We start from the raw sequence: 21,600 nt of genomic DNA, 5'->3' as shown, positions 1-21,600 counted from the left end.
TTATCATTAGTTTACCATGTTAATGTATAAGCATGCTCATGAGGAGTTTACTTTTTCTCTTTTCCTTATATTACGCAAATAAAAAAGCCACCAATTATTAAGATTGGTGACTCAGCATTCCTTCTTTTACAACAGTAAAGTTTTCTAGACTTGCTAAAAGAAGAGTCGGGTTAATAATCGTAATCAAACGATCTTCTAAACTTGCCACTGCTTCAAAGTATTTTGTAGCTTGAAAAGCTCCGATGCTAATGGATTTTAACTGATCTTCTTGAACATCTAAGATTTCCTTTGCCTCTTTAACAATTAGAGCTGCAGAAATATCGTCTGATTGAATAACAATTAATTTTACATCTTCATCCATTGTCATATGTTGACGATGAAAAATTTGATGTGTATCTAGTACAGGAATCAACTCTCCTCTAACCTTTACAACACCCTTCATATAATAAGGCATATTTGGAATAACGTTGATATCCTCTAGCTTTTCTATAGAAATCACGTGTTCAATTGGCATTCCGTATTCTTCATCTCTTGTTCGAAAAACAACTACTTTCGAAATATCCATCTTATAATCTCCTCCATAAATCCCCTGAGGTTTCTTTCTAACTAAGACTATCATACTATGAATATCAGGCTTTTGGAAGATGATCTTGTTTAAAAAGGTATAGAAGAAGCGTAAGCATATAAGCGTTCTCTCTAATCTATTACCATTTTCTCCACTCTATCATTTCTTTTTCATCCAATTCTTTTCGGATTAAAGTTTCACACACACTAAAGATCATTTCTATTGCAGGTGTACTGTTAGCTAGTACTCTTAATGCCAAGCCTGGAATATTCAATAAGCTTATCCCAAATCTAGCATCTATAGAAGAAGATAAAGCCTCTCTAATTTTCTCTATTAACGTTTCATTTACATGAGGATGAATCATAAACAAGGTTCCTAAATGGGTATATCCTTCGAGTTGCATGAATTGATGAAGATTTTGATCCGGAACTAACAATTGATGGTCAAATACCTGAAGCTTGCCATCAATAAAGATTTTCATTTTTGAAGCCACCTTTTTATACTGAAAAAGCTTCCCATTTTCAGACCATCCGGGTGTGATCACATCTGTATAATAAAAGGTTGAAGATGATTCCATATACACATTCGTTTGTTGTGAAAAATTAGCATCTTTATAGGGAATTAATGAATCTTGTTTCACATATAGCTCACTATTATTTTTCAAAAAATAATCCATGTCTTGAGTTACACCTAATCGAGGTGACTTATAAACCTTTGTGGAAGCTTGCGTAGTTAAAGCTAGCTTTGCCCCTTCACCTACTACAACCTCGGTTTTATAGGAGTCACCGTCAACATAGCCACCACCCACATGGATAAGTGTTAAAAGAGGCAGACCTTCAGGAAGATAGGTCGGACGTGTTATTTTTAACACGCCATCGAAAAAACTATTACTAATCACAGATTTATTTTGTTTTTTCTCTACCTCAAGCTGAAGGTACCCTGTATACGTCATGCTTCAAGACCAACCAAAAATGCTTCCTTACGAATCCAATCCACTACCTCATTAACACCTGTTCCATCTTTAAGATTTGTAAAAATATATGGACGATCTCCTCTTGATGATAGTGTGTCTTTTCTCATAATCTCAAGATCAGCCCCAACATAAGGTGCTAAATCAATTTTATTGATAATAAATAAGTCAGACTTGATCATCCCCTGACCACCTTTACGGGGGATTTTTTCCCCTTGTGCAACATCAATAATATAAATAGAAAAATCTACTAGCTCAGGACTAAAGGTTGCAGCTAGATTATCTCCACCGCTTTCCACAAAAATAAGGTCAAGATTCGGGTGACGCTCATTTAATTCATCTATTGCCGCAAAATTCATTGAGGCATCTTCACGAATGGCAGTATGAGGGCATCCACCTGTTTCAACACCAATAATTCGATCTTCTGGTAATGCACCGTTTTTTATTAAAAACTGAGCATCTTCTTTTGTATATATATCATTTGTAATGACCGCAACTTCAAGCTCATCCATTAACACCCTTGTTAATTTGTCTACTAATAATGTTTTGCCTGCACCTACAGGTCCTCCGATACCGATTTTAATTGGTTCACTCATCTTATTCATCCTTTCATATCTTGTTAAATTATGACATAAACAATCGTACTGAAAGCTGCTCATGTACCATTTGAGCAATTTCCAAACCCGGTGCCCCCGCACCAAAGTGTTCTTCATTAAGATTCATTATTTGTTTGACCATCTGATTCAAGAACGGTTGTATTTCAACTAAAATTTTTTGCCCATCAGTTTGTCCAATCGGAATTCCTCTCACTGCGTTTTGAACGAGGGAGGAAGTTGTGGCAAAAAGATAAGTAGATAAGGTTGTCTCCAACTCTATATCTAAACCTTGACACACAACTGCAAAAACGATTGAACTGTGACCATGAGCTTTCTTATCTTTAATTTTTAGTTGATAAGTTTCTAACTGTTGGTTTGGAAACAGCTCATTCATGACTTTCACCATTTGCCGACCAATTCGACGATTTCCCTCACGTGTTTCTTTAGCCATGGCAAGAGCAAAAAGTTCATGATCTAGTTGCCAAATCGAATTTAATCGTTTCTCTTGTAAATATTCAAAGGCTAACCGACATGCTAAACCATCTGTAAAAACAAATTGGGTTTGCAGAAACTGTTTAAGCGCTAATAAAAATGTTTTTTTATCTACCACTTTATCTTCTTGTATATACGTTTCTAATCCAAAAGAATGAGAAAATGCTCCTGATGGAAAATTCGAATCACAAATTTGCAGCAATTGAAACAAGTGTTTAGTCATGTGAATGTCCGATATGTTTAAAGGCTTGATTCATTTTCCGATTTTCCCTAGCATATGGAACCTCCAACTCCTCTAGCAAACGCTCTACTAAATAGTCATACTGCACGATCATCTCATTACCTTCAAATTGAGCTGGTAGATGTCGGTTTCCTAATTGATGGGCGATCTCTCCCATTTGAAGGATGCTAGTTGGTTTAATGACAATAACATCATCCTCTATCACACTAATAACAATCGAATTCTTTTCATCCTGAAAAAGAATATCTCCATCCATTAATTCTTTCACGTCTTTTAGACGGATCCCAAGCTCTTTTCCATGATCTGTTTTGACACGTTGAATTTTCTTAACTAAATCATCACTTCTTAAGTAAACACGTTCAACATGATGTGGAGCTTTTTCTAAATCCTTTACATTTCCTACTATTTTTTCAATGATCATCTTCTCACCTCAAAATAAAAAATATCGTTGAGCCAAAGGCACTTTGTTATCTGGTTCACACGTAATCAATTGACCATCAACCGTAACTTCATAGGTTTGTGGATCAACCTCTATTCGTGGTGTTTCCCCATTTAATTTCATATCACTTTTCTTTAATTGACGGATATTCTTTACAATTCCTATTTTCTTTTGTAAACCTAGTTCTTTATTTACTCCCTGCTCATAAGCTGCCTTCGACAAAAATGTCATGCTAGTTGAATATTTCGCCTTTCCAAAGCTTGCAAACATTGGACGATACAAGGCTGGCTGTGGAGTTGGAATTGACGCATTCGGGTCTCCCATTACACTCCACGCAATCATTCCTCCTTTTACAACTAACTCTGGCTTAGCACCGAAGAAGGCTGGATCCCACAAAACAAAATCAGCTAGCTTGCCTACTTCAATGGACCCCACATAATCTGAGATACCGTGGGTTATTGCAGGGTTTATCGTGTATTTAGCAACATATCTTTTGGCTCTAGCATTATCGTTTTCTTCTCCAGGGATTAACTCACCACGTTGACGTTTCATCTTATCAGCTGTTTGCCACGTTCTTGAAATAACTTCACCGACTCTTCCCATTGCCTGTGAATCGGAGCTGATCATACTAAACACACCTAAATCATGAAGAATATCTTCTGCTGCGATTGTTTCCTTTCGAATACGAGAATCTGCAAAGGCCAGATCTTCTGGTACAGATGGATCTAAATGATGACATACCATCAGCATATCTAAGTGCTCTGCAATTGTATTAACCGTATATGGTCTCGTTGGGTTTGTTGATGAAGGAAGTATATTCGGGTAAGAAGCAGCTTTAATAATATCAGGGGCGTGACCTCCACCTGCACCTTCTGTATGGTATGTATGAATCACACGCCCATCAATAGCATTTAAAGTATCCTCCACAAACCCACCTTCGTTTAACGTATCACTGTGGATTGCGATCTGAACATCGTATTGATCGGCTACTGATAGTGCTTTATCAATGTTCGATGTTGTTGTTCCCCAATCTTCATGGAGCTTTAATCCAATTGCTCCTGCTTCAATTTGCTCTTGTAGTGCTTCTTCATTAGAAGCGTTCCCTTTGCCAAGAAACCCTAAATTAACAGGAAATTCTTCGGCTGCCTTGAGCATTTGATGGATATTCCAAGCTCCAGGTGTACAAGTTGTTGCATTTGTTCCTGTAGCGGGACCTGTACCTCCTCCTATCATCGTTGTAACACCCGATTCAATGGCAGTACGAACTTGCTGAGGGCAAATAAAATGAATATGCGCATCTATTCCTCCTGCCGTAACAATCATTCCTTCTGCTGCAATAACCTCAGTTGAAGCCCCGATCACAATGTCCACAGAATCCATAATCAGAGGATTACCCGCTTTTCCAATACAAGTAATGATTCCTTCTTTTATACCAATATCAGCTTTATAAATGCCTGTATAATCAAGAATTAACGCATTAGTCACAACAAGGTCTACAGCATCTTTCCTTGTTGCCAGAGGATGCTGCCCCATACCATCCCTAATCACTTTTCCTCCACCAAATTTAACTTCATCACCATATGTGGTGTAATCTTTTTCAACTTCAATAAATAATTCAGTATCTCCAAGCCTTACCTGATCGCCAACTGTTGGACCAAACATATCTGCATATTGATGTCGTGACATTCGAAAGCTCATCGTTACACTCCTTTATCCAGTGCATCATTTGTTAAATTGTTAAGACCGTATATTCTTCTTTCACCAGAAAATGAGATAAGCTCTATTACTTTTTGATCTCCTGGTTCAAATCGGACGGCTGTACCCGCAGGAATATTTAATCTTCTCCCAAAAGCTTTTTCTCGATCGAATTCAAGTGAACTATTAACCTCGTAAAAATGAAAATGAGATCCAATTTGTACAGGTCGATCTCCATTATTAACAACTTCAAGTTTGGTTGACTTTTTGTTTTCATTACAAATAATCGGCTCTTTTTTTAACCTTAATTGTCCTGGTACCATTCTTCATCCTCTTTTCGTATCATGAAATCGGTTCATGGACCGTTACTAATTTTGTTCCATCAGGAAATGTTGCCTCTACTTGGATGTCATGAATCATTTCTGGTACTCCTTCCATAACATCTTCTCTGGATAATATGTGTTTTCCATATTGCATAAGTTCTGAAACAGACTTTCCATCTCTCGCACCTTCTAACACCTCGTAGGTTAAGATCGCAATAGCTTCAGGATAGTTCAGTTTTAGGCCTCTATTTTGTCTTCTTCTAGCTAAATCTGCCGCAACAACAATCATGAGCTTTTCCTGCTCACGAGAAGTAAGTTTCATTATTTTTTTCCTCCTAAATCGCTAAATGCTTTTGTAATAATCTTCAAACAATTACTTTATTAAAAAATTTTGAAGCATATGTTAGAGATAAGAATTAAGCAAGACCAGAGAAAAAAAGGATCTATATTTTTAGGGGGAAATACAAAACTTTTCTGGTCTTGCTTACAACTTACCTCCTTTTTTTCAGGTCCCTTCGACATATTTACTTACACCAAACATAAAATCAATGAACTTTTACTATTGATGTCATGAAAATTAACTCTATATGTAAGAAAAGTTAACATAACTTATATTACTCATTATACAGAATTCCCATTGTTATACAATATTTTTTTAAAATTCAGTTATATTCTCTTATAAACAGACCATCTGAAACAAACACTTGAGAAAAATAAAATAAGACTTAAGTTTTTGTAACTATTCTATTAGAAAAACGACAAATTCTATAAGCGATATAAGGTAGGTGTAGATATTGAGAGCGATCATTAGTTTATTAATAACCATGTTAATAGTAGTTGGGTGTGGTGATAGTCATACAAGTAATAACCAACAAGGAGGAGGCAATAATCCCGAAAGTGATCAGGGTATTGTTGCCGGTGAGATGGCACCTAGCATAACTGAACTTAGTCCACTTCAATATGAATATAAAGTAAAAAATCAAACGGAGAAAGCAATCACTTTGAAATTTACAAGCTCACAAAGAGTTGACTTTTCTGTATCAACGACGGAAGGTCAGGAATTGTTCCTATATTCAAGTACTGCCTCCTTTCTTTCAGCCTTGGGAGAGGAGAGCATTGCACCTGGAGAAGAATTTAAATATAAAATCAACTTGACTGAATTAGACCTTCAAAAAGGAGAATACCTTTTAACAGCATGGATGACTCCTGAGGAAGGGGCAACTTATAAAATTACTAAAGAGTTTACACTAGAATAACCAAGAGGTGAGTCAGTATAAAAACAGACTCACCTCTTTGGTTAAATAGTGGCATTTTATCTCCCTACAAACATCTGTGTCCAATGATGTCCGTTTGAATCATATCCAATCCCTATATGTGTAAAATCCTTACTTAAAATATTTTTTCTGTGTCCTTCACTATTCATCCAAGCTTGAACTACTTCTTGTGGTGTTCGTTGACCTTGCGCGATATTTTCACCAGCCGTTTTATATGTTACTCCGAAATCCCTCATCATATCAAATGGAGAACCATATGTTGGGCTAGTATGTGAGAAGTAATTATTTTGTCTCATATCTTCTGACTTCTTCTGAGCTACGCCATTCAATTGTGTGTCTGCCTTTAAATCAGGTAATCCATTTTTACGTCTTTCTGCATTCGTTAAGTCAATAACCTGCTGAACAGCTTGGTTTACACCTTGTGCAGGTTGTTGCTTTTCAGCAGGTGCTTTTGCTTGTTCTTGCTGAGCTGGTGCCTGCTGTTGTTGTGCCGGTGCTTTTGCTTGCTCTTGCTGTGCTGGTGCCTGTTGCTGTGCTGGCGCTTTTGCTTGCTGTTGGTTTGTTGCTTGATTATTTTGTTGAGCATTTGCTTGTTGCTTCGTTTGTGCTTGTTGCTGATTTGCTGCCTGCTGCTGAGCTTGTTGCTGGTTTGCTTGCCCAGTATAACGCTGCGTTAACTGATTCGCTTTTTGCTGTGCTTGCTGCTTTTGTTGTTCAATAAACTGACGAGCTTGTTTTTCTGCATCTTCTTTGGAATTTGCTCTAATAAATTTATATTTTGCTTCTTGAACAGCAATTGCCTTTGTATGCGGGTATTTCTCACTTGAAAGATCTGTTTTCGAACTTGATATTGTCATCCCATTCTGATCATCATCTCCCATGAAACGATCAGTAACAAGTTCATAATCATTATCTTTAATATTATTATCACGATTTGTTGTTCTAAAACGATTATTCTCCGCTCTGTCAAGTGTATTTATATCCCTCGTAAAAGGTCCATAGCTTGTTCGGCCGTTATAGTTTACATTTTCTGCAACGTCCATTGTATTTGTTCTGTTATTGGTTTCAAAAGCACCTTCGTTATTGTTACATGCTACTAACCCAACAACTAAAGCACTCGTAGTAATTAACCCAAGCTTTTTCTTTATCAACGCAAACCCCTCCTTAAATTTTTGATCAACTACCTTCTTATTTTCTTTATTTTTCTGAAATCTATTGATGGTAATAATCAAGCTATTTGGAGAGAGATTCACTTTTTGGGTATGAAACACCAAAAAACGCTTGGAATACTCCAAGCGCTAAGCATTACTGAGCCACTTCTTGAATAACAGCTAAAACCAGTTCGGCTGTTTTTTCTAGTTCCTCAATTGGCATTTTTTCATTTGTTGTATGAATTTCTTCATATCCTACTGCTAAGTTAACTGTAGGAATTCCATTACCAGCGATTACGTTTGCATCACTACCACCACCACTAGTTTGCAATTCGCTATTACGACCAATTCTTGCAGCAGCACGTTTTGCAACTGATACAACATGATCTCCATCACCAAATTTAAACCCTGGATACATAACCTCAATATCAACTTCTGCACTTCCACCCATCTCTGTGGCAACAGTTTCAAAAGCTTCTTTCATTTTCTTTACTTGTTCTTCCATTTTTTCCGGAACTAAAGAACGGGCTTCTGCTAGGATATGTACTAAATCACAAACAATATTTGTTTGTGTACCTCCTTCAAAACGCCCTATATTGGCAGTTGTTTCATGATCAATTCTTCCTAAAGGCATTTTTGCAATAGCCTTTGCAGCAATGGTAATCGCTGAAACACCTTTTTCAGGAGCTACACCAGCATGTGCTGTTTTCCCATAAACTGTTGCCTTAACTTTCGCTTGTGTTGGAGCTGCCACGATAATTGTCCCAACCTTACCATCACTATCAAGTGCATAACCAAACTTAGCTGTCATTAGATTTGGGTCCAGTGCTTTTGCTCCGACTAATCCAGATTCCTCTCCAGCTGTTATGACAAATTCTATTTTTCCATGTTGGATATTTTCTTCTTTTAATGTTTTAATGGCTTCAAGCATAGCTGCTAGACCAGCCTTATCGTCTGCACCGAGTATAGTTGTTCCATCAGTAACCACATACCCATCTTTAATGCTCGGCTTAATCCCCTTACCAGGTACTACTGTATCCATGTGGGATGTAAAGTAAATTGGATCAACATTATCTTTGGTCGCTTCCAATGTACAAATAAGGTTTCCAGCCCCATGACCTGTTATACCTGTTGTATCATCTTCAACAACTTGTAAACCTAGATCGGAAAACTTCTTTTTTAGTACCTTTACTATTTCTGCTTCATATTTTGTTTCTGAGTCAACTTGAACCAATTCAAGGAACTCGTCTAATAAACGTTGCTTATTAATCATAAATTCATTTCCTCCTACGCATTAAAGGGGAATATTCCCATGTTTTTTTGCTGGTCTATTTTCCTTTTTTGTTCTTAGCATTTCCAATGCCTGAATAAGTTTAATCCTTGTATCTCTAGGGTCAATCACATCATCCACCATGCCTTGGCTTGCGGCAACATATGGGTTGGCGAACTTTTTTCGGTATTCCTCAATTTTCTCAGCCCTTGTTTGCTCCGGGTTAGGGCTTTCTTGAATTTCTTTAGCAAAGATGATATTCGCAGCTCCTTGTGGGCCCATAACAGCAATTTCCGCATTCGGCCATGCAAATACAAGATCAGCACCAATAGATTTACTATTTAGCGCTACATAAGCACCTCCGTATGCTTTTCTTAAGATAACTGTTATTTTAGGAACAGTTGCCTCGGAATAAGCAAATAGAATTTTGGCACCATGACGAATAATTCCTCCGTGTTCTTGTTTAATCCCTGGGAAAAAGCCAGTCACATCCTCAAACGTGATAAGTGGTATTTGAAAAGAATCACAAAAACGTATAAATCTAGCTGCTTTATCAGAAGAATCAATATCTAAACCGCCAGCCATATACTTCGGTTGATTACAAACCAAACCAACAACTTCACCCTTAATCCTAGCTAATCCGATCACAATGTTTTTGGCAAAATCCTTCTGAACTTCTAAAAATGATTGTTCATCAACAACCTGTTTAATGACTGTTCTCACATCATATGGTCTTACGGCATCAAAAGGTATACTATCTGTTAAATCAGGTCGATAATCATCTGAATTTTGTACAGACCTGACAGGTGGCTTTTCTTCATTATTTTGCGGTAAATAACTCAATAAATTCCGTACCTGTAAAAGTACATCCTCTTCAGTAGAACCTGAAAAATGAGCATTTCCGCTAATGGTATTATGTACTTTTGCACCACCTAAATCCTCTGAACTTATTTTCTCACCTGTTACGGTTTCAATTACTTTCGGTCCTGTAATAAACATTTGGCTAGTTTTTTCGACCATAAAAACAAAATCCGTTATAGCCGGTGAATAAACAGCCCCTCCTGCACACGGACCCAATATAACAGAAATTTGAGGAATAACACCGGAATAAATTGTGTTTCGGTAAAAGATTTGGCCATAGCCATCTAATGATACCACACCCTCTTGAATTCTAGCACCGCCAGAGTCATTTAGTCCAACAAAAGGAGTACCATTTTTTGCAGCTAAATCCATAACAGCTGCAATCTTCATCGCATGCATTTCACCTAGAGCTCCGCCAAAAACAGTAAAGTCTTGGGAAAACAGATATATTGGTTTTCCATTTACTTTCCCATAACCCGTTACAACACCATCACCAGGACCAGCTTTATCAGATAAGCCAAAATCATTACATCGATGTTGAATAAAAGGATTAATTTCAACAAAAGAACCAGGATCAAGTAACAAATCGATTCTTTCTCGGGCGGTTAATTTTCCTTTTTCGTGTTGTTTTGCTACTTTTTCATCACCGCCACCTAACTCTACCGCTCGTCTTCGATCGTATAATTCGTTAATTTTTTCATAAATATCATGATTCATTACGTTCACCCCGCTTTTTTTCACATAACTCAACTAACACACGATTCCCTGCCGATGGGTGAATAAACGCAATATTCGAATTAGCTGCACCGCTTCTTACATTTTCATCAATAAGAGGAATTCCTTTTTCCTTTAGCTCTTTTAAACGGGCACTTATGTCATCTACCCCTAAAGCTATATGGTGAATTCCTTCCCCCTTTTTTGAGAGAAATTTGCTAATAGCACTTTCATCAGACATTGGTTCTAACAATTCAATTTTTGTTTCTCCAGCTTTTAAAAATGCCACTTTCACTTGTTGTGTCGAAACCTCTTCAACCCCTAATAATCGAAGCTGCAAAACGTCTCTATAAAATGTTAATGCACTTTCTATTGAATGTACGGCAATTCCAATATGATCAACTTTGTTTATCAACACTCATCTCTCCCCACCTTATGATGAAAACGCTATCAAGATATAATATTTCTTCTCTTTCCACTAAAGAAATTCCTCTTTTTTTGACGAAATTCTTTCACATTTTAACTGTTGTCCAAATGAAACTTTCACGATAGAATAATACGTACAAGGAGTGAAGAAATATGTCACGTAAAACACAAAAAGTTGTCGTTTATTTAATGATTGGCGTTATGCTTATCACAACTCTACTTGCTGGTGTATCAGCTTGGTTTTAATACTAGAAACTATATGATTCCTATGAGGTAATGTATTTGTTATTTTATACATTACCTCGTTTCAATAATTTAAAAGATATTCATGAGTTGACCCGAAGATTCATGTTCTAAGGTCAAAATCTTGTTGGAATACAACAAAAGAGTCTGAAAGAAAGGCGGTAAAACCTATCTTCCAGACTCTTTTGTTATTGCACCATGCTTTATCGCTAAATTCTCAAAAGATTCTTCTGTATTAGTAATAAGCACCTTCGTGCCTAAAGGAACTTTTTTATAAAACGTTTCAACCTCTTCGTTTCGCATCCTTACACAACCTTGCGTTACATAGTGTCCAATAGAATCATTGTTATTTGTTCCATGAATCCCAAAGGTTCGTCCATCCGTGTCTTCTGCATCAAAACCAATCCATCTTGTCCCAAGAGGGTTTTTAGGGTCACCTCCTGGTATATCTTTTTTCCGATAATAAGGGTCAACTGCCTTAACTGTTATTGTAAACTTTCCCTCAGGTGTAAGTTCCTTCGTTTTTCCTGTTGCCACATGATGAATTTCCTTTATTTCATTATCATTAATAAAAGCCAGTTCATTTGTTTGTTTATTAATAATGATAAAAGGATCACCAGGTATTGGATTATCTCCTAAAGGCCAGAATGGTGAATGAACAATAAAAAGAAAAAGAAACAATGCTTTCATTAAAAATCACCGTCCTTTTTCTTTTTAATATGTTCAGGTTGCTTTCATTCCATGCAATCTCTGGTTGGGCTCCATCCCTTTAAATTGACTTTTTATCACCAAATACTGTTCCATCTCTCTTACAAAATGCAGCAAAGCTGCTCTTGCTTCAAACTCTTCCCTTGTTTTTGGCAAATCCATTTCCTCAAAAGACCTTTTCATCTCTTGTAGTTGGCTAAGAAATTTATTTGCTGTATTTCCTGGATGGATATTCAAACTTAACTCATGTAAAAAGTCGGCAATCATTTTACTTTGTTCCATAGCAATATGTATTGAGGTGACTATCGGAATAACTCGCTCAATAATCTCAAATTGTTTTTCTCTCATTTTAAAATAATGATAATACGAATTCTCATGACGTAAAAAATGATTTTCAACATCTCGAAATGCGATTGTTTTTGCCTCGTCTATGAGCTTTGCTGTCTTCGTAATTTCCTTTCCATCCCATTTTTGATCTTTTTCTGTTAAATAACGTTCAATTTCTTGAAATATAACAGCCAAATTTTCCTCAATTTCAATCTGTAAATTTTTTAATTTTTTCTCCACACTAGGCATATATAAATTCATAATAAGAGCCATACCGATTCCTATTACAACGATTGATAATTCATTTCCGATAATATCAAGTGTTATTTGTTCTTCACTGAATAAGTGGAATATAACAACAGTGCTTGTCACGATACCTTCTGTCGCCTTTACAATAACAGTTGTTGGAATAAAAAATAATAAAAGAAGTCCGATTACTAACGGATGGTAGGCAATACCTTCAAAAAATACAAAAGAAAAGATCATTGCAATCAAACAAGCCAGAAAGCGCGCCCAAGAACTTTTTAAAGATTTCTTCTTCGTTACCTGTATACATAGTATTGTGATAATTCCCGCAGAGGTATAATTGTCTAACCCTAAAAATTGTGCGAGCATAATAGCAAGTGTGGTTCCAAGTGCCGTTTTTGCCGTACGGTAGCCTATCTTAAACATAGATAATCTCCTTATATCTCCATTATGTACAATAGTTTACACTATTTAGTTTAAAAAACGAAAAAAGATGATCAATTTAAGATCATCTTTTTGATTATATCTATTAAAGCATCTTTTCAAGAAAATCCTGAGCACGCTTTGTTTTAGGAGCCGTAAAGAACTCGCTTGGCGGTGCATCTTCCACAAGCAAGCCTCCATCTAAGAAAAGCACACGATCTGCAACTTCCTTAGCGAACCCCATTTCATGTGTCACGATCGCCATAGTCATACCAGTTTGAGCCAAATCCTTCATAACCTCTAATACTTCCTTGACCATTTCAGGATCTAAAGCTGAGGTAGGTTCATCAAACAGCATAACATCTGGATTCATCGCTAGTGCCCTAGCAATAGCAACCCTTTGCTTTTGTCCACCTGATAAACGATTTGGATATTCATTTGCTTTCTCAAGAAGACCTACTTTGTTTAACAAGGTTTTCGCTTGCTCTTCTGCCTCATTTTTCGAAAGACCTTTAACAGTAATTGGTGCATACGTTAAATTATCAAGTACCGTCTTATGAGGAAATAAATGAAAATGCTGAAACACCATCCCAACATTTTGTCTCACCTTGGCAATGTCTGTTTTCGGGTGTGTTAATTCACTATCATTTATCCATACCTTTCCATCGGTTGGCTTTTCAAGTAAATTTAAACAGCGTAAAAACGTAGATTTTCCTGACCCGGAAGGACCGATAATGGCGATTACTTCACCTGAAGTAATCGTAGTAGATATCCCCTTTAACACTTCTAACTTACCATAAGATTTATGAAGATTTTCAACTTTAATCACTTCGTTTCATTCTCCCTTCTAGTCCTTTACCAAGAAGAGTTAAGAACATAACTAAAATATAATAAATGACTCCGGCAAAAAGTAACGGTGCAAAGTAATTATATGAATCTGCACCTACCTGATAAGCTCGTCTCATAATATCTTGAACTCCTATTACTGTTACAATTGCCGACTCTTTCGTTAACGTAATAAATTCGTTCATTAATGCAGGTAAAATATTTTTGAATGCTTGAGGTAAAATAATATCCTTCATCATTTTAGGATAAGGAATACCTAAAGCCATTGAAGCCTCTTGTTGACCTTTATCAATTGCGTTAATTCCCGCGCGAATAATTTCAGAAATATATGCACCTGAATTTAATGTGAAGGCAGCAACTGCTGCCGGATACGGATCAATTGGAAAACCAAGTAATTGCGGTAATCCAAAATAGATGATAAGCAATTGCAAGACTAGTGGTGTTCCTCTAAATATTGATGTATATGCATCAGCAATCCACATCAATGGTTTAATTCGGCTTATTTTAAGTAGGGCAAGAACAATCCCCCAAGCAAATCCAAGCAATAAAGATAAAACAACAATTTTTAATGTTACTACTATTCCTTCTAATATAAAAGGTATAGATGGGACAATAGAAGCAAAGTTTAAGTCCATATCCATTCAACTCCTTTCTGTTAGCAATAATCCACGAATGAAAAGAGGCTGACTCAAACCAAAGGAAAATCCTTCTGAGTTAGCCTCTTCTAATAAGGTTTTTACCTTATTCTTTGCCACCGAACCACTTGATGATTAATTCATCAAGCTCACCATTTTCTTTCATCTCATTTAGTGCTTTATTAAACTCTTCTGTATATTCACTACCTTTTTGGAAGGCAATTGCAGAACCTGCTTCCTCACTTGATTCAAGTGTAAATCCAGCTAACTGATCATCTTTTTCAAAATATCCAGCTGCAACTGTATCTTCAATGATCGCTGCATCAATACGACCTGATTTTAACTCCTGAATTAACTCAGAAATTTTATTGCGATTTTCCACCTTAAGTGAAACTTGCTCAGCAATTTCTGCTGCTTTTTCTTCTTGAATTGAACCTAGTTGTACACCAATTGTTTTTCCATCTAGTTCTTCAACACTTTTCACTTCATTATCCTTTAATGAGACAATCATATGATTAGCTGTATAATAAATATCTGTAAAATCAACGTTTTCCGCACGTTCAGGTGTTGGTGTCATTCCTGCTAATACTAAATCAACTTGTTTTGCTTGTAGAGCTGGAATTAAACTGTTAAAATCCATATCTTGGACTTCCACTTCATAACCCGTTTTTTCTGCTAAAGCATTAACCAAATCAATATCAAATCCAATAATATCGCTGCCTTTTGCTGTATCAATATATTCAAATGGCGGGTAATCAGCTGAAGTTGCCATCTTTAAGACTTTTTTGCTTTCTCCTTCAGATCCTGTTGTTTCATTACCTTCTTCAGTTGCTGTACCGCATGCTGCTAATAAGCCAACCATTAAAATACTTATAATGAATAGTGATAATTTTTTCATGATAGTTTCCTCCTATAATAAGCATCTATTAGTTTTTTCTAAATATCATGTAATATTTATTCGACATTTTGTATTTTAACACAGGTTTATATTTATGCAATCATAATTTATAAAAATGTAATTATTAAATTTTTCTATCTATTAATACTTTTCTGAAAAAATATAAAAAAAGATTAATAAGTAAAAAGCAATAATATTACAATAAAAAAACTACACCTCTCGCTGCTAATTAACATACAGCCTGGTGTAGTTTCTTTTATTTCATTTTATACTTCCTCACAATATTCATCAAAAGCAGCTTGAAGTTTGCCAACAACACTCATTGGATCATGTCCTTCAATTTCATGACGCTCAACCATTGTTAATAGTTTACCATCTTTTAATAATGCAAACGAAGGTGAAGATGGTGGATAGCCTGTAAACATTTCACGTGCACGAGCTGTCGCTTCCTTATCTTGTCCAGCAAAAACAGTTACCAATTGATCAGGACGCTTATCATAGTGAATAGCATGAGCAGCAGCAGGTCTTGCAATTCCTCCTGCACATCCACAAACACTGTTTACCATAACAAGTGTTGTACCTTGCTTAGTAAGAACATCTTCCACTTCTTCAGGTGTTTTTAGCTCCGTATAGCCTGCAGCAACAATTTCTTTACGTGCTTGCTGTACAATATCATTCATAAATAAATTAAAATCCATGCTCAAAGAAAATCTCTCCTTTACTCTCTATAGATGTATTTTACCAATGTTTTAATAAATTGAGCAAATGTATCGCTTAAATTTTCTTTTCCATGAATAAATTCAGTAAATCAAGTGCACTAGAAGCAACACTTTTTTCTCCACTTATAACGGTACGTTCTGTTTTTATAAGCTGTTCCTTAATTTCAGGGTGATTATAAAAATAACGATATAATTCTTGTTTAAGTAAATCGTGAAGCCAATTTCGCTGTTGTTCAGCTCTTCTTTCGTAGAATAAATGATTTTTCTTTGTATATTCTTGAAAGGCATAAATAATATCCCAAACTTCACTAATACCTTCTTCCTCTTTTGCTGAGGCTGTAACAGCCTTTGTGATCCAGCCTTCTGTATAGGATTTTAAGTAATGAAGAATGGTATTATATTCGCGCTTAGCATGAGTAGCCTTTTCTTTATTATCTCCATCTGCTTTATTAACAACGACTAAATCTGGCAACTCCATTATGCCTTTTTTCATCGTTTGCAGCTCATCACCTGCACCAGTTAAAACAAGGAGAAGAAAAAAATCTACCATATCACGAACGACAAATTCTCCTTGTCCGACACCCATTGTTTCAACAAGAATAATATTATACCCAGCTGCTTCACATAAAATCATCGTCTCTCTCGTTTTTCTATTCACTCCTCCAAGATTTCCACCAGAAGGGGAAGGACGAATATAAGCATTGGGATGCTTGGATAGACGTTCCATCCGTGTCTTATCTCCCATAATACTACCTTTAGAAACTTGACTACTAGGATCAACCGCTAAAACTGCCACTCGGTTTTCTTGCTCACAAAGGAAAGTACCAAATGAATCAATAAATGTACTTTTCCCTGCCCCAGGAACGCCAGTAATTCCAATTCTTATTGATTTACTTTTCTTTTGAAGTAACGCTTCGATAATTTGTTGAGACTTTTCAAAATGGTGCTTTGCATTACTCTCAACTAAAGTAATAGCCTGTGCCAAAATAACACGATCAGCTTTTTTAATTCCGTTAATATAATGCTCAACAGGAATATCACGATTTTTTTTCACAAACTTACTCATTCTTGCCATTCCTCATAGCCTAATACATCGAAAACTTTATTAAGTACTTTTTCCGCCGCAACTGGAATAACGGTACCTGGACCGAAGATCTCAGCTGCGCCTTTTTCTTTTAAGTCCTCATAATCTTGAAATGGGATAACACCGCCAATGATGACCACAATATCCTCTCGACCAAGCTTTTTCAATTCGGATATTAATTGCGGAAGAAGCGTTTTATGTCCTGCCGCAAGAGAGCTCATACCAACAACATGCACATCATTTTCAACTGCTTGCTTGGCTGTTTCTTCTGGTGTTTGAAAAAGCGGACCAATATCAACATCAAAGCCCAGATCAGCAAAAGCTGTGGCGATTACCTTTGCCCCGCGATCATGACCGTCTTGCCCCATCTTAGCTATTAAGATTCTTGGACGTCTTCCTTCTAGCTCATAAAATTGATCAGTTCTTTCTCTCACTCTTTTTATTTCTTCATCATTTGAGTATTCAGAGCTATATACTCCACTTATTGACCGAATCATTGCTTGATGGCGTTTTGATACCTTTTCAATTGCAAACGATATTTCACCTAAAGTCGCTCGTTTTCTTGCAGCTTCAACTGCCAATTCTAATAAATTCCCTTCACCACTAGCAGCAGCTTTCGTTAATAGATGAAGAGTATGGTTGACTTCGTCTTCATTTCGATTTTCTTTAAGTTGTTGGATTCTTTCAATTTGTTTCTTTCTTACTTCCGTATTATCAATTGATAATATGTCAATCGGGTCTTCATGATCTAACCTGAATTTATTAACTCCTATAATCACTTCTTTTCCAGAATCTATTTTTGCTTGTCTTCTAGCAGCCGCTTCCTCTATCTTCATTTTCGGTAAACCAGTTTCTATTGCTTTTGTCATGCCGCCAAGCTGTTCTATTTCATCAATATGCTTTTTGGCACGCTCAATTAATGATGAAGTAAGAGATTCAACATAATAGGAGCCGCCCCATGGATCTATCACATTACAAATACCAGTTTCACTTTGAAGATAAAGCTGTGTGTTACGAGCAATTCTAGCAGAAAAATCTGTTGGTAAAGCAATTGCCTCGTCTAATGCATTTGTATGAAGAGACTGTGTATGCCCCATTGCAGCTGCATGAGCTTCTAGGCAAGTCCGTACAACATTATTAAATGGATCTTGTTCTGTTAAACTCCATCCTGACGTTTGTGAATGTGTTCGCAAAGCTAGTGACTTATGATTTTGTGGGCTAAAATCCTTAACAATCGATGTCCATAAATAACGTGCGGCTCTCATTTTTGCCACTTCCATAAAGTAATTCATCCCGATTGCCCAGAAAAAAGATAATCTAGGTGCAAACTGATCGATTGATAGCCCTGCTTTCAACCCTGTTCTTATATATTCAAGTCCATCGGCTAACGTGTAAGCTAGCTCAAGATCAGCAGGCGCCCCTGCCTCCTGCATATGATATCCAGAAATACTTATGCTATTGAACTTCGGCATATTTTTTGCTGTATATTCAAAAATATCACCTATAATTCTCATCGACATTTCAGGAGGATAGATATATGTGTTCCGAACCATATATTCTTTTAATATATCATTTTGTATTGTTCCTGATAACTTTTCCTTTGCAACACCCTGCTCTTCAGCCGTTACAATATAAAATGCCATTATTGGTAATACAGCACCGTTCATCGTCATAGATACTGACATCTCATCCAATGGAATCTGATCAAACAGAATTTTCATATCTAAAATGGAATCAATTGCGACACCCGCTTTTCCTACATCTCCTACCACTCTAGGATGATCAGAATCATACCCCCGGTGAGTCGCTAAATCAAACGCAACGGATAGTCCCTTTTGTCCCATCTGTAAATTCCTTCGGTAAAAGGCGTTACTTTCCTCTGCTGTTGAGAAGCCTGCATATTGACGAATCGTCCAAGGGCGATTCACATACATCGTAGCATATGGACCACGTACAAATGGCTCTACCCCTGGAAAAGTTCCTAGATGTCTACAATTTTCTAAATCATCTTTACTATAAATATTTTTTACTTCAATTTGTTCATTTGTCATAAAAGGTGAAGAATTAGTGTCTTTTTGAATGTTTGCTTTTACTAACGGCGCATTAGAAATGGATACTCTTTTCAATTTCCACTAACCCCCAATATGTTCTGAATGTTTTTTAAAAATTCATAAACATTCATATTTGAAGTAATCATGCCATCTAACTGTACTTTATTTACGATCTCTTCTTGTCCACTACCTGTTATAAACAGATGAAGTTTTTGATTATCAGCTTTTAAACGCTCGATAAACGTTAAATCAATACTTTGATAACAATTGTCGCTTCCACAGAGGATAAGGCAGCGTGTTTTCTCATTTCTAGTTGTTTCTTCCTTTGAGACAATCTCTACATCTATTCCACCAGAGAAAAGGATACCCGAAATGTAATCAAGTCTTGGCTTGTAATCTTTTAATTTACCAAACGTTACAACACCGACTTTTATGTCCTGCCCTTTTCTTTTTGCCTGAAGAGCCCTAATTCGAAGCTTTTCAAAATGCTCTACTAATCTAGTAGTTTTTAGAGATTCTACTCTCAAAGAACTTTCTAGAGAGTCGCTTTTTAAGCGTGGTGTTGTTCCTTCTTTACAGACAAATTGCATTGCCTCATGAAATGAGAAAACAGGTTGCAATGTATTTTCTTTGTTCTCGTAGATTTTTTGGTTGTGAAGTGTATTGTCTGAAACTTGATCAGAAGGATTCGCAAAGGTGTTAGTTCCAATTACTAAGTTTTTCCGATAATTCATGTCATGGACTCTTTGTTCAGCAATCTTATTTATTTCTGTTTGTACATTCCCCAATATTAACTGTTTGAGAAATCCACCTTTATCCTCAATTTCTTTTAGTTCCTCCCATACCCTTGCTGACAATTCATTTGTTAACGATTCTATATAGTAAGATCCAGCTGCAGGATCGTTCGTTTTTGAAAGTAAACTTTCTTCCTGCAAAATAAAGTGAGTGTTACGGGCAATTCTTTCACCAAGCTCTGTTTGCTGATCTAGGACAGAATCAAAAGGAAGTATGGTTAACTCATCTACTCCTCCACTTATTGCCGAAAAGCTTTCTGTCGTCGTACGTAATAAATTTACATGAACATCAAATATTGTTTTATTGTAGGTTGAGGTGACTGCATGTAAATAAAGGCCAGGTGATGTATTTGCCTCTCCTAAAGCATTCATGAGTGATGTCCATATATGATGAGCAGCTCGAAACTTTGCTATTTCCATAAAAAAATTCGAGCCTATTCCAAATGAAAATGTGATTCTATTTACGATTTGTTGCAATGGTACTTGTCGATTTAGTAATTCATTTATAACTTCAAGAGCATGTGAGAAGGTGTAAACAAGTTCTTGTTTAGCATTTGCACCGGCATCATTGTATATATTCCCTTTCATGAGTATGCAGCGTGTCTTACAGTCATACTCACTCATCCATTTGATTGTATCTGCCAGAAAATCTAGCTTAGTTGAAAGTGATAAAGAATCCTCCCCGTTTCTTAATATGTTTTCATATGGATCAAAGCCAATCGTACCTTGTAAATCTTTTAGTTGATTTAGCTCTGTTCTCATATGTAAAAAAAGCGGAATTAATCCAAGATGACTTCCTACATCCCAAAAAATAGAATCATTCTTCCAATCCAAGTGTTTAAAGGCAGTTTGTACCTCTTCTTTTTTCATTAGATTTTGGAAAGAATTTAGAAAGAAAGAATTTTGACCTCTTACTTTTGAATTCTTAATTTTTTCTTGTATATCTTCTGCGTACTCACCATTTATTGGCTGACTTATTTTCCAGGATGGATCAAGTTTGTTTTTTAAGCTATGTGTTAATATAGTTTCTTTTAAATCTGTTTCATCATATATTGGTTTTATTCTAATTCCCTCGTATGTAACTTTTTGAAGAGTTTCAAGCGTTTTACCCCTTAACGCTTTCTCCGCTTCTTGTTTCCACACTTCCCATTTGTTTTCTTCACGTGTTTGTCCGTCTCCCATTATGTGCTTCCTATAAAGAAGCCCACCCCCTTATCGACTAACATGTTTGACTTATCATATGTTATGCATTCTTAGGTGCCGTGAAGCACACTCAATTTTCACCAAACACAAAGAATGCGCTTACATTTTTATTTTATTATAATTTTTTTCCAACAGCAATGATGTTCTACAAACCTTTGCGTCTTGTTATTTCAGTTTGATTTAGAAAAGGATTTGTTTTTTAAAAAACATTTATATTAAGCATTCTATGCAATATGTTATTTTGTTTAAAAAGAATGTTAAAATAAAAAGGAAACAGCCATAACCGAACAGGTTCAGTCTCCGAATATAAAACTAAATTAGCACATCAATTAAACATACTAACATTAGTAGCATAAACCAAGGCCATGGTTTGTGCTACTATTTTTTTATAGTAGAAGTGAAGGAA

The 21,600-nt window shown here is 36.2% G+C and carries 23 protein-coding genes; 2 read left to right on the top strand and 21 right to left on the bottom strand.

All coding sequences use genetic code 11. From position 1 onward, the window contains the following. Window positions 1-97: 97 nt before the first annotated feature. From ACEWK1_RS21910 to ACEWK1_RS21875, 8 genes are all read right to left on the bottom strand, one after another. Window positions 98-565, bottom strand: coding sequence for a chemotaxis protein CheW (locus ACEWK1_RS21910; protein WP_232273296.1), 468 nt, complete (start codon window positions 563-565; stop codon window positions 98-100). Between the two features lie 139 nt (window positions 566-704). Further along, entirely contained in the window at window positions 705-1,517 is an 813-nt protein-coding gene (locus ACEWK1_RS21905; RefSeq protein WP_212138536.1) for an urease accessory protein UreD, read from the bottom strand. Next, window positions 1,514-2,131, bottom strand: a complete 618-nt coding sequence (gene ureG, locus ACEWK1_RS21900) for an urease accessory protein UreG (protein WP_121662694.1) — start codon at window positions 2,129-2,131, stop codon at window positions 1,514-1,516. Before ureG ends, ACEWK1_RS21905 begins: the two co-directional genes overlap by 4 nt. 28 nt (window positions 2,132-2,159) lie before the next feature. Continuing rightward, on the bottom strand, window positions 2,160-2,846 hold the full coding sequence (locus ACEWK1_RS21895; protein ID WP_121662695.1) for an urease accessory protein UreF: 687 nt from the start codon (window positions 2,844-2,846) through the stop codon (window positions 2,160-2,162). Then, on the bottom strand, window positions 2,839-3,285 hold the full coding sequence (gene ureE, locus ACEWK1_RS21890) for an urease accessory protein UreE (RefSeq protein WP_121662696.1): 447 nt from the start codon (window positions 3,283-3,285) through the stop codon (window positions 2,839-2,841). Before ureE ends, ACEWK1_RS21895 begins: the two co-directional genes overlap by 8 nt. 9 nt (window positions 3,286-3,294) lie before the next feature. Continuing rightward, a complete protein-coding gene (gene ureC, locus ACEWK1_RS21885; protein ID WP_212138537.1) occupies window positions 3,295-5,001 on the bottom strand; it encodes an urease subunit alpha in 1,707 nt (568 codons plus the stop codon). A 2-nt stretch (window positions 5,002-5,003) separates the two neighbouring features. After that, the gene (locus ACEWK1_RS21880) at window positions 5,004-5,321 is read right to left on the bottom strand and encodes an urease subunit beta (protein WP_251398297.1); all 318 of its coding nucleotides are present in this window, start codon (window positions 5,319-5,321) and stop codon (window positions 5,004-5,006) included. A gap of 19 nt (window positions 5,322-5,340) precedes the next feature. After that, on the bottom strand, window positions 5,341-5,643 hold the full coding sequence (locus tag ACEWK1_RS21875) for an urease subunit gamma (RefSeq protein WP_121662699.1): 303 nt from the start codon (window positions 5,641-5,643) through the stop codon (window positions 5,341-5,343). Window positions 5,644-6,115: 472 nt separating this feature from the next. Here ACEWK1_RS21875 and ACEWK1_RS21870 point away from each other — a divergent pair, with 472 nt between their 5' ends. Then, on the top strand, window positions 6,116-6,577 hold the full coding sequence (locus ACEWK1_RS21870) for a BsuPI-related putative proteinase inhibitor (RefSeq protein WP_416636654.1): 462 nt from the start codon (window positions 6,116-6,118) through the stop codon (window positions 6,575-6,577). Between the two features lie 56 nt (window positions 6,578-6,633). Here ACEWK1_RS21870 and ACEWK1_RS21865 read toward each other — a convergent pair whose 3' ends face one another. The 4 genes from ACEWK1_RS21865 to mce all read right to left on the bottom strand — a co-directional run bounded on the left by ACEWK1_RS21865 (window position 6,634) and on the right by mce (window position 11,006). Further along, the gene (locus ACEWK1_RS21865) at window positions 6,634-7,746 is read right to left on the bottom strand and encodes a CAP domain-containing protein (protein WP_416636653.1); all 1,113 of its coding nucleotides are present in this window, start codon (window positions 7,744-7,746) and stop codon (window positions 6,634-6,636) included. Between the two features lie 154 nt (window positions 7,747-7,900). Continuing rightward, window positions 7,901-9,019: a M20/M25/M40 family metallo-hydrolase gene (locus ACEWK1_RS21860; protein ID WP_416636652.1), complete on the bottom strand. Its 1,119-nt coding sequence runs from the start codon at window positions 9,017-9,019 to the stop codon at window positions 7,901-7,903. Window positions 9,020-9,040: 21 nt separating this feature from the next. Continuing rightward, a complete protein-coding gene (locus tag ACEWK1_RS21855) occupies window positions 9,041-10,594 on the bottom strand; it encodes an acyl-CoA carboxylase subunit beta (protein ID WP_251398284.1) in 1,554 nt (517 codons plus the stop codon). Next, the gene (mce, locus tag ACEWK1_RS21850; protein ID WP_416636658.1) at window positions 10,584-11,006 is read right to left on the bottom strand and encodes a methylmalonyl-CoA epimerase; all 423 of its coding nucleotides are present in this window, start codon (window positions 11,004-11,006) and stop codon (window positions 10,584-10,586) included. The genes ACEWK1_RS21855 and mce overlap by 11 nt, the downstream gene beginning before the upstream one ends. 164 nt (window positions 11,007-11,170) lie before the next feature. Between mce and prli42 the strand changes: the two genes are divergently transcribed. Continuing rightward, the gene (gene prli42, locus ACEWK1_RS21845; RefSeq protein WP_162987409.1) at window positions 11,171-11,263 is read left to right on the top strand and encodes a stressosome-associated protein Prli42; all 93 of its coding nucleotides are present in this window, start codon (window positions 11,171-11,173) and stop codon (window positions 11,261-11,263) included. Between the two features lie 165 nt (window positions 11,264-11,428). Here the strand turns inward: prli42 and ACEWK1_RS21840 are convergent, their stop codons facing one another. The 9 genes from ACEWK1_RS21840 to ACEWK1_RS21800 form a co-directional block, all read right to left on the bottom strand. Next, window positions 11,429-11,950, bottom strand: coding sequence for a L,D-transpeptidase (locus ACEWK1_RS21840; protein ID WP_416636651.1), 522 nt, complete (start codon window positions 11,948-11,950; stop codon window positions 11,429-11,431). Window positions 11,951-11,983: 33 nt separating this feature from the next. Beyond that, window positions 11,984-12,967 carry an aromatic acid exporter family protein gene (locus tag ACEWK1_RS21835; protein ID WP_121662705.1) on the bottom strand — a complete coding sequence of 328 codons (984 nt, stop codon included), beginning with the start codon at window positions 12,965-12,967 and terminating at the stop codon, window positions 11,984-11,986. A 103-nt stretch (window positions 12,968-13,070) separates the two neighbouring features. Further along, window positions 13,071-13,793 carry an amino acid ABC transporter ATP-binding protein gene (locus ACEWK1_RS21830; protein ID WP_121662706.1) on the bottom strand — a complete coding sequence of 241 codons (723 nt, stop codon included), beginning with the start codon at window positions 13,791-13,793 and terminating at the stop codon, window positions 13,071-13,073. Then, window positions 13,786-14,445, bottom strand: a complete 660-nt coding sequence (locus ACEWK1_RS21825; RefSeq protein ID WP_121665044.1) for an amino acid ABC transporter permease — start codon at window positions 14,443-14,445, stop codon at window positions 13,786-13,788. Before ACEWK1_RS21825 ends, ACEWK1_RS21830 begins: the two co-directional genes overlap by 8 nt. Window positions 14,446-14,551: 106 nt before the next feature. After that, a complete protein-coding gene (locus ACEWK1_RS21820) occupies window positions 14,552-15,343 on the bottom strand; it encodes a transporter substrate-binding domain-containing protein (protein WP_416636650.1) in 792 nt (263 codons plus the stop codon). A gap of 266 nt (window positions 15,344-15,609) precedes the next feature. Further along, the gene (locus tag ACEWK1_RS21815; RefSeq protein ID WP_121662708.1) at window positions 15,610-16,047 is read right to left on the bottom strand and encodes a BrxA/BrxB family bacilliredoxin; all 438 of its coding nucleotides are present in this window, start codon (window positions 16,045-16,047) and stop codon (window positions 15,610-15,612) included. Window positions 16,048-16,117: 70 nt separating this feature from the next. Beyond that, window positions 16,118-17,128, bottom strand: a complete 1,011-nt coding sequence (gene meaB, locus ACEWK1_RS21810) for a methylmalonyl Co-A mutase-associated GTPase MeaB (protein ID WP_416636649.1) — start codon at window positions 17,126-17,128, stop codon at window positions 16,118-16,120. After that, the gene (gene scpA, locus ACEWK1_RS21805) at window positions 17,125-19,257 is read right to left on the bottom strand and encodes a methylmalonyl-CoA mutase (RefSeq protein ID WP_416636657.1); all 2,133 of its coding nucleotides are present in this window, start codon (window positions 19,255-19,257) and stop codon (window positions 17,125-17,127) included. Before scpA ends, meaB begins: the two co-directional genes overlap by 4 nt. Before the next feature lie 11 nt (window positions 19,258-19,268). Continuing rightward, window positions 19,269-21,173 (bottom strand): methylmalonyl-CoA mutase family protein, encoded by a 1,905-nt coding sequence (locus ACEWK1_RS21800; RefSeq protein ID WP_416636648.1) that lies wholly within the window; start codon window positions 21,171-21,173, stop codon window positions 19,269-19,271. Window positions 21,174-21,600 lie beyond the last annotated feature (427 nt).

The organism is Metabacillus sp. YM-086 (assembly GCF_048059995.1).
In the GTDB taxonomy this organism is placed as follows: Bacteria; Bacillota; Bacilli; order Bacillales; family Bacillaceae; genus Metabacillus; species Metabacillus litoralis_B.
This window is presented reverse-complemented; position numbering and strand designations above follow the sequence as displayed.